At 39.1% G+C, this 14713-nt stretch carries 11 protein-coding genes; 5 read left to right on the top strand and 6 right to left on the bottom strand.

The window, feature by feature from the left end:
• Nucleotides 1-18: 18 nt before the first annotated feature.
• Entirely contained in the window at nucleotides 19-507 is a 489-nt protein-coding gene (gene greB / locus EAH57_RS01530; protein ID WP_121928546.1) for a transcription elongation factor GreB, read from the bottom strand.
• Between the two features lie 375 nt (nucleotides 508-882).
• Between greB and EAH57_RS01540 the strand changes: the two genes are divergently transcribed.
• Nucleotides 883-1992, top strand: coding sequence for a transglycosylase SLT domain-containing protein (locus EAH57_RS01540; RefSeq protein WP_121928547.1), 1110 nt, complete (start codon nucleotides 883-885; stop codon nucleotides 1990-1992).
• 46 nt (nucleotides 1993-2038) lie between these two features.
• Here EAH57_RS01540 and EAH57_RS01545 read toward each other — a convergent pair whose 3' ends face one another.
• Both EAH57_RS01545 and ttcA read right to left on the bottom strand, forming a co-directional pair.
• Entirely contained in the window at nucleotides 2039-2422 is a 384-nt protein-coding gene (locus tag EAH57_RS01545) for an SCP2 sterol-binding domain-containing protein (protein WP_121928548.1), read from the bottom strand.
• 197 nt (nucleotides 2423-2619) lie between these two features.
• Nucleotides 2620-3525 carry a tRNA 2-thiocytidine(32) synthetase TtcA gene (gene ttcA, locus EAH57_RS01550; protein WP_005195634.1) on the bottom strand — a complete coding sequence of 302 codons (906 nt, stop codon included), beginning with the start codon at nucleotides 3523-3525 and terminating at the stop codon, nucleotides 2620-2622.
• Between the two features lie 494 nt (nucleotides 3526-4019).
• On the opposite strand from ttcA, the gene EAH57_RS01555 reads away from it, so the two are divergent.
• Nucleotides 4020-4901 carry a lytic transglycosylase domain-containing protein gene (locus EAH57_RS01555; protein ID WP_171407342.1) on the top strand — a complete coding sequence of 294 codons (882 nt, stop codon included), beginning with the start codon at nucleotides 4020-4022 and terminating at the stop codon, nucleotides 4899-4901.
• 219 nt (nucleotides 4902-5120) lie between these two features.
• Nucleotides 5121-6026 carry a protease HtpX gene (gene htpX / locus EAH57_RS01560; protein WP_004669119.1) on the top strand — a complete coding sequence of 302 codons (906 nt, stop codon included), beginning with the start codon at nucleotides 5121-5123 and terminating at the stop codon, nucleotides 6024-6026.
• A 58-nt stretch (nucleotides 6027-6084) separates the two neighbouring features.
• Here htpX and EAH57_RS01565 read toward each other — a convergent pair whose 3' ends face one another.
• From EAH57_RS01565 to EAH57_RS01575, 3 genes are all read right to left on the bottom strand, one after another.
• The gene (locus tag EAH57_RS01565; protein WP_121928549.1) at nucleotides 6085-6669 is read right to left on the bottom strand and encodes a DUF4112 domain-containing protein; all 585 of its coding nucleotides are present in this window, start codon (nucleotides 6667-6669) and stop codon (nucleotides 6085-6087) included.
• 73 nt (nucleotides 6670-6742) lie between these two features.
• A complete protein-coding gene (gene mgtE, locus EAH57_RS01570) occupies nucleotides 6743-8080 on the bottom strand; it encodes a magnesium transporter (protein WP_121928550.1) in 1338 nt (445 codons plus the stop codon).
• A 269-nt stretch (nucleotides 8081-8349) separates the two neighbouring features.
• A complete protein-coding gene (locus EAH57_RS01575) occupies nucleotides 8350-11451 on the bottom strand; it encodes an efflux RND transporter permease subunit (RefSeq protein WP_121928551.1) in 3102 nt (1033 codons plus the stop codon).
• 331 nt (nucleotides 11452-11782) lie between these two features.
• Between EAH57_RS01575 and EAH57_RS01580 the strand changes: the two genes are divergently transcribed.
• Both EAH57_RS01580 and EAH57_RS01585 read left to right on the top strand, forming a co-directional pair.
• On the top strand, nucleotides 11783-13396 hold the full coding sequence (locus EAH57_RS01580) for a phosphoethanolamine transferase (RefSeq protein WP_121928552.1): 1614 nt from the start codon (nucleotides 11783-11785) through the stop codon (nucleotides 13394-13396).
• Between the two features lie 171 nt (nucleotides 13397-13567).
• Nucleotides 13568-14713 (top strand): glycerophosphodiester phosphodiesterase, encoded by a 1146-nt coding sequence (locus EAH57_RS01585; RefSeq protein ID WP_121928553.1) that lies wholly within the window; start codon nucleotides 13568-13570, stop codon nucleotides 14711-14713.

Below are 14713 nucleotides of genomic sequence, written 5' to 3' on the forward strand. Positions count from 1 at the left end.
AATCAACACCCTGTTATTTTAACAATTTTCGTTTTTTTCATAACGAATTGAGTTGATATACCATACTTTTTTTCCGAGCGGCGTATGTACTTCAACATCATCATCAACGGCTTTACCAAGTAATGCACGTGCCATTGGTGATTCAATCGAAATATGCTGAGGATGATGATCGTAGATCTCATCAACGCCTACGATACGCAATGTTGTCTTCTCACCAGCATCATTTTCTATTTCAACCCAAGCCCCGAAATAGACTTTTCCTTCTTGCTCAGGTACATAGTCGATGATCTTCAACTCTTCGAGACGTTTTCCCAAATATCGGACACGACGATCAATTTTCCTAAGTATTTGTTTATTATATTGATAGTCTGCATTTTCAGACCGATCGCCTAAACTAGCAGCCCAATTTACTTTTTTAGTAATCTCAGGGCGTTCTTCATGCCAGAGTTTTTTTAACTCTGCGACCAACAAATCATGTCCATTACGAGTAATTAAATTTGATTTCATAAGAAAAAAATACGCTAATATAACAGTCTGTTTACAAGTCGTTGCATTGTATTCCTTATTTCAACATCACTAAAGTGTATAAATTTTATTCTTTTTCAAATCATGCGGTTGTGATGAATCTCTCAGTATTTTATTGTTCAAAATTTGACAATCCTATTTTTGCCGCTTATTATGCGCCCCTAAGTTAACTTTTTGTTTATTTTTTATACACTTTGTGAATGATGTGTAACACGAACATCATTTTTCCAGATTAATTCAATGTCATTTTGAATGGCGTCATGATTTGCCCACCCTTATTGAATTTATCAACTTTAAAAAGTTAGAGCATTTTTTTGCTGAACTTTTAGGGCATAAATTACCTGTAGCGGAGACAACATGCACAGTAATTCAAGTTCTGGGTCGAGGCTTAGCCTTAACTCTTTATCTTCCAAACTTCCATTTCAAGCTTTAGCATTAGGTGTGGTCATTCTCCCTTTTAATAGCTTGAGCGCTGAAAAATCACATCAATACAATACTGTTTTGGCAAGCAATGTATTAACCGTGGTTGCAGTTGAAAATCCAACGATCGTATTTAAAGAAGATCAGTTTTTACATGGTTTTGGCTATGATTTAGCACGAAACTATGCACAGAGTTTAAATGTAAAGCTCGATTTTAAAACAGTTCCAGATAATGCAACTGCATTAAAATGGATCGCCCAAGGCAAAGCCAATCTGGCTATGACGACAGCGAATCTAAATCAGATTGAAAAAAAACAACTGGTTTCTTTCTCTGCAAGTTGTGGTGATCAAGATAGCTTGAGCAAAAATGGTTTAAACCCACAACTCAATTGGGTATTTAAACAAGCTGATGATCCGCTCACACTGACAGCAAGTGGCTTTGTATGCCAAAGTAAGCAATTAGGCACAACGCAACAACTCGCTTCTTTCTACAATCGTAATGTAGTTAAACCTGAATCTTGGTCAACAATCCAAAAAGATCTGAATCAACGTTTACCTATCTACAAAGCGAGCTTTAAACAAAGTGCATCTAAATACAATTTAGATTGGCATTTATTGGCAGCAATTGGTTATCAAGAGTCTTATCTAAAACCCACTTCGGTATCGCCTACTGGCGTCCGTGGCATAATGATGTTAACCAATAGTACTGCTCGAGCAATGGGTGTCAGCAACCGTGTAGATCCTGTACAAAGCATCCAAGGGGGTGCCAAGTATTATGATTTGATGCTGGATCAATTTGCCAATGTTCCCTACCCTGACCGTAACTGGTATGCCTTAGTGGCGTATAATATGGGACCAGGTGCAGTCAGCCAAGTGCAAAAACGAATCAAAGCCCAAGGTAAAGACCCAAATCAATGGGTAAATTTATATGATTATTTAGAGCGTAACCAAGCTCGAAATAGTCGCTATAAACAAGCTGTAAAATACGTTAAACGTATCCGCACTTATTTAGAGCATATCAAGACCAGCAGTTTAATTAATGTCTAAAACAAAAAAAAGCTTACCAGTTCGGTAAGCTTTTTTTTTAAAGAATTTAAGCAGTTTGCTCAAGAACTTTTTTGAATAAATCTTTTTGCTCTTGGCTTGGCTTAGCAGTTTGTAAAGCCATAAGCTGAGACATATCGCCTTGTACTTTGATTTTACCGGTCATGAACGCTTGCATTGCAGCAGCCATATCAAACTCTAAGAATACTTTACGTAAAGTTTCAGCATCCATATTTAAAGTCGTTTTAGCTTTTGAAGATAATCCTTTTTGGATTTTACCAGCGTCTAAAGCCAACTCTGTATTACCAGCTGCATCTGTTACAACCAAGTTAATTGCCAAATTCGCAAGTGCTGGTGGTAAGTTTAAATCACCTGCTTCAGCAGTAAGTGTATCGACAGTTGCAAACCAATCATCAGTTAAAAATGCAGCCATGATTATTCCTCAAATATATTTGTTCAATTTCTTGTGCCATCTATCCAGACGACATCACATGAAGCAATTTGCTTGTGCCATGTTATAGCACGTATATTTTCTTTTAGGCTATGACTTTTTGTACGTAGGGTTCAATTTTTAAAAAATTTATAAAGAAAAGGCACTTAACAAAGTGCCTTTAAAAAATTTCTTACATTTTATTCAGCAGCGAAACTTAAATTCACCACATCTAGACGATTTTTCAATTCTTCTGGATCTTTCATATCGAACTCACGCTGTTCATCCAAAGCTTCAAAATCAAATAACTCTCGATCAGCTAGCTGCGATGGCGATACATTCTGTAATGCGCCAAAAATACTATGTAAACGTTTAGGGTATTGCTTATCCCACTCACGTAACATGTCATTGAGAATCGCGCGCTGTAAGTTCTCTTGAGATCCACACAAGTTACACGGAATGATCGGGAACTGACGCATTTCTGCATATTTGATAATGTCTTTTTCTTCAACATAAGCCAAAGGACGAATCAGAATATTCTTTTTATCTGAAGACAGCAATTTCGGTGGCATCGCTTTCAAACTACCGCCATGGAATAGGTTCAGGAAGAATGTCGCTAAAATATCATCACGATGGTGACCTAAAGCCACTTTCGTTGCACCAATTTCTTGGGCAAAGCCATAGAGTGAACCGCGACGCAACCGAGAGCATACGGCGCAATAGGTCTTACCTTCAGGTGTTAAGCGCTTGGTAATGGTGTAGGTATCTTTTTCAAGGATATAATATGGAATATTATTTTCTTCCATATAACGTGGCAAAACATCCTCAGGAAAGCCGGGTTGCTTTTGATCCAGATTAACGGCAACGATATCAAAATTAATCGGCGCAATACGTTTGAATTGCAGCAAGATATCGAGCAAAGTATAACTGTCCTTACCACCCGATACGCATACCATGACTTTATCGCCATCTTCGATCATCTTGTAGTCACGAATTGCATGCCCCACTTGGCGACGTAGTTTTTTCAACAAGCGATAATAGGCCGAACTAGTAGGAAGCTCTGGCTTGAAATTAAATCCTTGGTTGGACTCCACTGGCGCGTACATAGACGTGATTTACTCATAAACAAAATACCGCAAGATTTTATCCCATTCCGAAAAAATGCGCACCTAAAGAATTTTTCAATTTCTCTCAATCGTCATATTTGAGTTTCATACTGGTAAAATTCTAATAAAAAGTTATCAAAATCGTCTAGATTGCTTATATTTCAGACTTCTCCACAGTTTTCCACAAAAACTGTGGATAAAATTGTGGATTTCTTCGCTATTGACAAACTTTTTTTATCTTAGAATAAGGCTTTCAATCAAATTGATCATTTTTTAACCAATCATTTTACTTTATTAAAAACAATAGCTTATATAAGTCAACACTTAAATTTTAAAAAAAATTTAATTTTTTTTTTGCTGAACATTCGAGCAAAAGGACTTGATTTTTTGTTAGACAGTAGAAAATAAAAAAATGTAGCGAAAGTACTTTTTAGAGATTTTTTTGTTACACTGCTGAAATGAATTAAAGCTCATCTTTTGTGAATATTATAACGATGAACAAAATAACTTATTTTTTTATGTTGTATTTGGGGACAATCGGTTTTTTTAATACAACAGTAACTGCACACGCTGGGCAAACCATCTATCAATTTAAAGATAGCAATGGTACTACACTGCTGACCAATAAAAAGAAAGCAGAATACAGCCATTTAAAAGTGGTTAAAGCAACCTATTATCCCGATAGCAATATCCATAGCTATCGTAATTGGGGCAATAGCGAAGCTTCAGTTCTACCCAGTTATAGCCGTAACCGAAATACTTTCGACCATTTAATCCGTCAAGCAGCACAACAACATGGTGTTTCAGAAGGCTTAATAAAAGCGGTAATGCACACTGAATCTGGTTTCAATGTCAATGCACGCTCACCTGTGGGTGCTCAAGGCTTAATGCAGTTGATGCCCGCAACAGCAAAACGCTTCAATGTCTCCAATGCTTACGACCCTCAGCAAAATATTTTTGCAGGTGCAAAGTATTTAAGTTGGTTACTGAAACGGTTTAAAGGTGATACACGCTTGGCCTTGGCTGCCTATAACGCAGGAGAAGGCAATGTCGATAAATATAAAGGCATCCCCCCATTCCGAGAAACACAGGATTATGTTCGTCGTGTCACTAGCCGTTATCAAAACCTCTATGTATCAGGTTTAGGGACTAATTTATCTCAACCGACAGCTCATTCAACCAATGGGCAAGTGATCACACAATCGGTTAATTATTCAGGCTCAAATAACAGTACAAACGCCGAAACCGCATCAACGTCAAAACAGTACAATCGACAAATCATCACTTTGGCTGATGGTACTTTTACAGATGCGCCAGCAGGAAGCTACTCCACAGCGAATGCCACTGCTTCTGCACATATCCGTTTAACGGATTAATATGTACATTAAAACAACGATAATCAGCACTGATTTGTTACTTTTTTCACGCTAAAATTGCTTTTAAGTCCTTGTTTATCTGTAGATTCATTATTTTGTCTATGAACTTGCAATAACATCTATTTTTTCCCTTGAATTTTTGAGGTTCAACCTGCATATTATTGGGGTGATTTATATTTATAAATCAGATCACTTTTTCTTTATAAGAGGGTTTTCTCAATGATGCGGATTGGTTTGTTCTTGCTAACCAACCTCGCGGTACTGGTTGTAGCTGGCATTATTTTGTCACTCTTCGGTGTCGGTAGTTACCATGGCGCGGGTGGCTTAAATCTAGGCAACCTAATGGTTATCTGCCTTGTCTTTGGTATGGTAGGTTCTTTGATTTCCCTATTCCTATCAAAGTGGATGGCTAAAAAAACCACTGGGACCGAATTAATCGACCCGAATGCACCTCGTAATCAAGCCGAAGCGTGGTTATTACAAGAAGTTGCTCAATTATCCCAACGTGCAGGTATTAAAATGCCTGAAGTTGGTATCTTCCCATCTTATCAATCTAATGCATTTGCAACAGGTTGGAATAAAAACGACGCACTAGTAGCTGTTTCAACAGGTCTATTAGAACGTATGAACAAAGATGAACTTCGTGCTGTACTTGCGCATGAAATTGGTCACGTTGCAAATGGTGATATGGTTACCCTTGCCTTGATCCAAGGTGTAGTCAATGCCTTCGTTATGTTCTTTGCGCGTATTGCTGGGGACTTTATTGACCGTAATGTATTTGGTCGTGAAGATGGCGAAGCGCCAGGAATTGCCTATTTTGCGATTACGATTGCTTTAGATATCGTATTTGGTATCTTGGCATCAACCATCGTGATGTGGTTCTCTCGTCAACGTGAATATCGTGCTGATGAAGCAGGTGCACGTTTGGCTGGTAAAGATGCAATGATTTCTGCACTACTTCGCTTACAAGCAGAATCAGAAATGCCAGATCAAATGCCGAAAGAAATGAAAGCATTTGCAATCGCGGAAGGTAAAGAACAAGGTTTTAGCTTAGCTGCATTGTTCCACACCCACCCAAGCATTGAACAACGTGTTGCTGCATTAAAGCAATTAAACGTTCACTAATCCAAACAGATACACGAATAAAGCCTCCAAGTTGGAGGCTTTATTTTTTAGTTCAAAATCAACCGATTGTAAAAGACTGATACAACTGCCACGCGTAACTCAAGCCAAGCCAAAGTGCAAGCACAAGTAAAATCAAAACGGCGATGCCGAGCAAATCAGGTATCCGCAGCCAAATCCAGCTCACTATCGGATTACGCCAAAACGCTGAGGTTTTCTGTTTTTGCTCTAGAGATTCATGCAAAAATGGATGCACCACATGAATATCGCTGTGTACTTGATATTCCTCACGGATATGATTATGCACAATCTCAAGGGTTTTGCGGCTTGGCCGAATAAATACGTCAAATAAAGTCCCTACAATCGGTACAAAACCAACCAACATATCTAAGATCGCAAGTTTCACCACACCATTGAGTTTATGTTGCGGAACACCCACTTCTCTGGCTTTTTTGAAAGCATACAAAGTCAGAACAAAACCTGCTATATCTCCCGCAAAAGGAATCGTACTTAATGCTGCATCCGCACCGACACCTTGTTTAGTGAACGGAATTCGTACCAAGCTGTCCATCGTATTGGCGAATTTCGCCAAATCACGCTCCACAATGATTGCTTGCTGCTGAGTTAATTTTTTTTGTTCTGACATTTGCCCAACCTTAAACCAAGTTTATAGCTTGATCATAAATACTTTTTAAATCGAGAGGGTATTATTTTTACAACTAAAATAAGATCATAGAAGCTATAAATAAATATACGATTACACCAGTCGCATCACATATTGAAGTGACCAATGGCGCTGAAGCACTTGCTGGATCTAGTCCGACTCTATTTAAAATAAAAGGCAAACTCATGCCAATCAGACACCCCATTAACACGATTCCCATCATACTCAAGGCCAACACCAATGCCACCCATTCATCACCACGGAAATATCCAAGGAGTGAAACTGCGATCGCCATCGTTCCTCCCAAACTTAAAGCAACTAAGCTCTCTCGGCCGAGGAGATAAAACCAATCTTTAAACTGTACATCACCTGTCGCCAACGCCCTTACCATCAAGGTAGAAGACTGAGAACCCGCATTCCCTCCACTGCCAACCAATAAAGGTAAGAAAAATACTAAAACCAAATGTTGTGCGATCAAATCTTCATAATGTGCTATCCCTAAACCAGACAACAAACTCCCAAATACTAAAATCACTAACCAAAAAACGCGCTTTTGATACAGTTGTAAAATGGGAGCTGTTTTAATACTCAGTTTCGAAGATGCATTCACCGCACCAACTTTTAAGAAGTCTTCAGTTGCTTCTTCACTGGCAACATCCATCGCATCATCATAGGTCACGATCCCCACCATCATGTCATGATGATCAAGAATTGGGAGTGCCAATAAGTCATATCTTGCGATGGTTTTAGCAACCTCATCTTGATCGGTATCTACATAGGCAGTCAAAACATTGGTGACCATCAGCTCACTGATATTCTGCGTTTCAGGTGCAAGGATCAATTGTTTTAATGACAAAACTCCCAATATTTTTCGCGCTTCATCTAAAACATAAGCAAAATAAATGGTTTCTGTATCTGGTGCTTCAAGACGCAACATTTTAATTGCATCTTTGACCGTGATATTAGGTTTTAAGGTCGCATATTCGGAGCTCATAATCGCCCCTGCTGTTCCCTCGAGATATGATGAAAGTTGACGAATGTCTTCTCTTTCAGCTTGAGCAAGTGCAGGAAGCAATGCTTTTTGTTGTTGTTTATCTAAACATTTAAAAACATCAGCTCGTTTGTCCGATGACATTTCACCAATAATTTCAGCCAAAATATTTCTTGGCATTGCTTTGGCGAGTTTGACTTGTTCATTCGGCGGAAGATAAGAAAAAACATAAGCTCTATCAGGCAAATGCTTCAATAGCAATTGGCTTTGTTCTATAGGGAGTTGGGGTAAAAGATCAGCAATATCGACTGCTGGAAAAGTTTCGACCGACGCAAGTGCGAGTTCAAGATGGTTATTCTTCAATGCGTCTTGCAATAAATATAAAAAGTTGTTGTAGCTCATCTCTACCTCTTCACTACAATAGATCAGCAATGAAGAGTTAGACACAGCATATTATTTTACTGTCGAGTAACGACCTTCATTCTGATTTTTATGAATATAAAATGTGTAATTCGTAATAAACTACAACTCTGCGTGTCCATTTAGGGAGTTAATCCTCAATTAACCGTTTATACGGCGCGTGCATAGTAAAGGCTTGAGTCAAGCGGACACAAGCCTTTATCTACATGGAATATGTGATTTTTTGTTTCTATCAAAAATATTTAAAAAACTCAACTCACTGCAACGATTTTCCCTTTAAAAACTGATCGGATGAGCACATACATTAAAGGAATAAAAATAAGGACCAACACCGTACCAAAGACCACTCCACCAAAAACACTATAGCCAATGGCTTGTCGGCTGAGTGCTCCAGCACCTGTCGAAAACATCAATGGGATCACCCCTGCACCAAATGCAATCGAGGTCATGAGGATCGGACGTAGGCGTAACCCTGCAGCATGTAGAGCAGAGTCAAGAACATTTCGTCCCTGCTGCTGAAGACTGGCTGCAAACTCAACCATTAAGATCGCATTTTTACAGGACAACCCGATTGTGGTGAGCAGTGCGATCTGAAAGTAAATATCATTGGCAAAACCAAACCAATGACTAAATAAGATCGTTCCCCCGATACCGAGCGGAATAGCCGCCATGACCACCGAAGGAATAGACCAGCTTTCATATAAAGCAGCTAAGCACAAGAAAATAAAAGCAATCGAGATCAAATATAACCAAATCGCTTGATTACTCGATTGTTGTTCTTGATAGGATAAACCGCTCCACGCCAGTCCAATTTCTGGCATTTGCGCCGCTATATTTTCCATTGCTCGCATGCCTTGACCACTACTAAAACCACTGGCGGCATCAGCTTCTAATTCAATCGCAGGATAGCCCATAAAACGTTCCAACAAGGGTGGTGCGCCCTGCCATTCAACTTGGCTAAATTGAGTAAAGGGAATCATTTGTCCTTGTGCATTTTTCACATGCCAAAAACTCAAGTCTTCAGGTTTCGAACGATAAGGTGCATCACCTTGCAAATAAACACGTTTGATTCGCCCACGATCAATAAAATCATTGATATAGCTTCCACTCCAAGCCGTCGAGATTGTACGATTAATTTCATTAATGTTTAAACTGTGTAGCATCGCAGTACGATGATCAATCTTAATATTGAGAACAGCCTGATCATCATTGCTTTTTTTATCAAGGTTTTCGATGCTACTTAATGCATTGCCCTGCTGTTGAAGATTTTCAAAAGACCGAATGAGACTATCTCGCCCAGAGCCTTGGGTATCTTGTAGCCAAAAATTGATTTTGTCTGAATTGCCTAACCCTCGTATGACCGCAGGCATCATTACCATAATACGTGCCTGATTATTTTGAGCAAAATGCTTCATGGCACGCGCACGAATTTCTTGTGCACTATTTTTCACACCTGGACGATCATCCCAATGTTTTAAAGAGACAAAAGCTTGCCCTAGGTTTTGACCTGAGCCTGAGAAGTTTCGCCCATGTATCACCATGATGCCATTTAAATTATCTTTTTCTTCTGCCAAAAAATAGTCTGAAATTTGTTTGCCGATGACTTGGGTTTGACTCATCGGCGTACCTTCAGCTAGGCGAAACTGAACACCCAAGATCCCCTGATCTTCCTGTGGTAAAAAACTGGTAGGTAATTCACGATAGGTCCAAGCAAAAGCACTAACCAAAAACAATAAAGCGACAAGCGACAGAAATTTAAGCTGTATCACTTTTTTGGCGACATTCAGATAAAAACCTCGAACACGATCTAATCCACGCTCAAAGTACACGGCCCATTTGGCTTTCTGTTGCTGCGGTTTCAATAAAATCGAACATAAAGCAGGTGTAAGAATCAATGCAACCAGCAATGATAAAGACATCGCTGCGACTAAAGTGATCGAAAATTGGCGATAAATAATTCCCGTTGCACCGGTAAAAAATGACATTGGGATAAATACTGCCGTCAATACTAAGGTAATCCCAACCAATGCCCCGCTAATCTCTTGCATAGACTGAATACTGGCTTGTTTGGCATCCAGCTTCTGCTCATGCATGATCCGTTCGACATTTTCAACCACAACGATTGCATCATCCACCAACAACCCAATCGCAAGCACCATTGCAAATAGCGTCAGGGTGTTAATACTCATCCCCAATACAGCAAGCACTGCAAAAGTTCCTAAAATCACCACTGGAACCGTTACCGCAGGGATCAAGGTTGCTCGCCAATTCTGTAAGAAAAGGAACATCACCAGTACAACCAAAATGATCGCTTCAACCAGTGTTGTCACCACCTGAGACATTGATTCTTTTACAAAGGGGGTATCATCACGTGGATAGACCACAAAATAACCTTCAGGCAATCCTTTTTTTAACCGTTCTATTTCTTGGTAAACTAAATCCGCGGTTTGCATTACATTGGCGCCCACAGCCAATGAAACTGAAAGCCCAGAAGCAGGATAACCGTTGATTCGGTTGAAAACCTGATAATTTTCTGCGCCAATTTCGATTCGGGCAATATCTTTTAGATAGACCATGCCACCATCGCTATTCGCTTTGATAATAATGTTTTCAAATTGCTCAGGCGTACGCAATAAAGAGCCTGAGGTGACTTTGGCATTTAAATATTGATCATCGACACTCGGTAACTGCCCAATCGCGCCTGCTGCCACTTGAGCATTCTGATTTTCTAAAGCAGTACGGACTTCACTGACACTGAGTTGATATTGTTGTAATTTTTTAGGATCCAGCCAAATACGCATCGCGTACTGTGAGCCAAAAACATTGATTTCCCCAACACCTTCGAGACGACTCAGATTTAACTCAAAATGATTGGTTAAATAATCAGAGATATCGATATTGGTGGAACGTCCAGAAGCATCGGCTAAGCCAATGACCATAAAAGAATCACTGAGCGATTTGCGAACATTCACCCCCTGTCGCTGTACGTCCGCTGGTAAACGATTGATTGCGCCATTAATTGCATTTTGAACTTGCACTTGCGCCTGATCAGGATCAGTGCCTTGCGCAAAAAATAAACTAATCCGACTATTACCATTAGCATCACTACTTGAACTAAAATAAAGAAGATGGTCAATCCCTTTAATTTGTTGTTCTAAGACTTGCGTAACACTGTCTTCAACCGCTTGTGCATCAGCACCACTATAATTGGTAGATACAGTGATTCTAGGAGGAGCAATATCTGGATAGCGCTCTACAGGTAAATTTAAAACAGCAAGTAACCCAACAGCCATCACGATAATCGCTAAGACACCTGCAAAAATGGGACGATCAATAAAAAATTTAGATAACATGGCTGTTCATTCCATTCCTGAAACAGTCAATTTGTCAAAAAGATAGCTAAATATTGGCAAATATAAACGCTGATCATTACTGAGCCAATAAGGAAACACTATCCCTATTAACATATCATTGCAAAAAGCTAGAATTACGAAGAAATTATGGATTTTTCACGCACATTAAAACAGATCCACAGCAAAATAAACTGATTAAATTCAAACAACTAAAAAAACAACAAATTGAAATTACTTTGCGATCAATGAGTTCCTAAATTCAGATTGACAATAGCGAATCTAAAACCGATAGTAGCACGCTTATTGCGCTCCCTAATTTTATTAAACATCGATGAAGGTCACTCTGAAGAACTTTAATATTCTCTTATTCATTTTGCTACCAGCTTTGATTACTGGCGGTTTATTAATTTTTTCAGGTAACTTGTCTGATGGTTTAAGGCTTGGTTTTTTATCATTACCAGGTGCGATTTTTTTATATTTGGCGGCCATTCAAAATAAAAAATCTTGGTATATTCTGTCCATCATTTGGTGGCTGATTTTTTGGTTCGACTCAGTTTTACGTTCCAGTACTTGGATTTTATTTAGCAGTGACAATGAAGCCTATTTTATTATTGAAGCGATTGCGAATACCAGTTATACCGAGACATGGGAGTTTTTTCAACTTCATGCGATTAGCATTATTGCGGTGTTATTTGGTTTGGTTTCAGTTACTGTCGCCTATCACTATATCGTATTTAAATATTTGAAAGCTGAGAATTTCCAACAACTTTGGCACAGCTATTTTTACCGTGCATGTATCATCTTTTTGGTTCTTCTTACCTTGACTTGCTATCTGATGAAACCATCACGTAACGTTCATCCAATTGTATTTTGGAGTAATTATCAGGAAAAAATTCAGGCGTTTAAAAACCGAATCAAGCAACATAAAGATGTTCATCGACAGTGGGATCGTAGTGCGAAACAAAATCTAATCGTTGCAGATCAAATTAAACAGAAACAAACCCATGTATTGGTCTTGTCTGAAAGTATTACCAGTCTTGACCTCGGCCTATGTGGTTATACGCGAGACACCACACCAGAACTTTCCAAAAGAATCAGCCAAATTAAAGTGTTTTGTAATGCATTTTCGCCGTCTCCCTCCACGATTAATGCTTTACGGGTACTTTTGACCGAAAGTCCTGCTTCAGAACATGATCGATATTCACCAGAAAGCATACTTGCTTATGCAAAAGCAGCAGGTTATAAAATCTACTGGCTCAGTAATCAAGATGATATTTACCTTTCCTCATTGTTCGGTTCTTATGCGGATAAAGCGATCTATAAAAACACCCGTTCAGGACGCAGCAGCACATCATTAGACGAAAATCTTTTGCCAGCTTATCAACAAGCCCTTGCTGACCCAGAACCTAAAAAATTAATTATTTTGCATATGATCGGTACACACCCCAATTATAAAGAACGCTACCCTGCCATTTATAATCAGTTTAGTAGCGATAGTAATGATGCAGTAGAAATGCTACTCAAGAAAAATGATATTGATCCATGGATACGCTCTATGCGTAACCACTACGACAATGCGATCTTGTATCAAGACAGCTTATTGGCTCAGATTTTAGATAAACTTATCGCTGAAAAGAACCAAGACTTTAGATCATTTACCGTTGTTTCAGATCATGGTAATGAGGTCGGGCATGAGATGGACTATGCAGGACATAGTCCAAATACCAAGGCAGGTTATCAAGTTCCAGTCATCATGTGGTATGACCATATGCCTTCAACAGGCGTGGATCTCACCAAAACCATTAACACCGCTGAACTCGATAATAATCTCATGCAAATCATGGGACTCAAAGATAAATATGCTCCGCCTCAGTCCTATTGGCTAGACAAAGATTATCACTTTAGCCCTGAAATCAACTGGCCCTATTGGGGAAAAAAGCATTAGATTTTGCTTGATAGAATATTCTTTTTAACATTGAGTAAAATTGGATACTCAATCCAGATTGTTTTATCTAAAAATTATTTGTAATTTCATCAAATGATCATCTCTTTGTCATCCATTTGATAAATTTAATCAGCACACTAACGACTCAAATAAAAACACATGAGTTTATGTATGTTAAAGCAAACAGTCGCGAGTCTCTGTCTGATCGGCCTTGTGGGTTGTAACAATGATGACAATGCTTCATCCAACGCCAATCAACCACAATATCAATTGCCACAAATTTTAGTGGTCGGACATCGTGGTGCAAGTGCGCTTCGACCTGAACATACCCTTGAGGCTTATCAAAAAGCGATTGATGATGGCGCGGATTTTATTGAACCTGATCTAGTATCAACCAAAGATGGTGTTTTGATCGCCCGCCATGAAAATGAAATCAGCGGTACCACAAATGTTGCCAGCCTGCCAGAATTTGCCGATCGTAAAACCACGAAAATCATTGACGGCGTCACTTTTGAAGGTTGGTTCACCGAGGACTTTAGCCTCAAAGAATTACAACAACTTAAAGCACGTGAACGTATTCCACAATATCGACCAGAAAATCAACAATACAATGATTTATATAGCATACCGACCTTAGAGCAAATCATTGAACTGGCTGAAGCACATTATAAAAAAACAGGTAAAATCATTGGTTTATATATCGAAACCAAACACCCGACTTTCTTCCAAAAACAAAATTTAGCAATGGAAGATACATTGCTAAAAACATTAGCCAAATATAAATATAGCCGTGACATTGCTCCGATCTATTTACAATCATTTGAAGTGGGCAATTTAAAATATTTAAAACAACAGCTTGATCTACATAAGAGCATCAAACACGCTCAGCTCATCCAACTCTATGATGATAAAACAGCACAACCAGCAGATTATGTTGCGCAAAATATCTCAACCACCTATGCGGATATGGCAACAGCGCAAGGATTAAAAGATGTTGCAACTTATGCAAATGGTGTTGGGCCGTGGAAGCCTTATATCTTTAAAGATGCAGCCATGACCGAAACCACGTCGTTTATTCCTGATGCTCATCAAGTCGGCTTAAAAGTACATCCATATACATTCCGTCCAGAAAATAACTTCTTGCCTGAGACTTTAAAATGTAGTGCTGAAGCATCAAAAGCAGCCGAGCGTTGTCCAACAGGATCAATCAAAGAATTACAGCTTTATTTCAAAGCAGGTGTGGATGGGGTATTTGCGGATGATCCAGCGATTGCACGCCAAGCAGTGAAAGAATATCTGGCAACAGCGTCTAAATAA

Source organism: Acinetobacter sp. 2JN-4, from assembly GCF_003687745.1.
Lineage (GTDB): Bacteria > Pseudomonadota > Gammaproteobacteria > Pseudomonadales > Moraxellaceae > Acinetobacter > Acinetobacter halotolerans.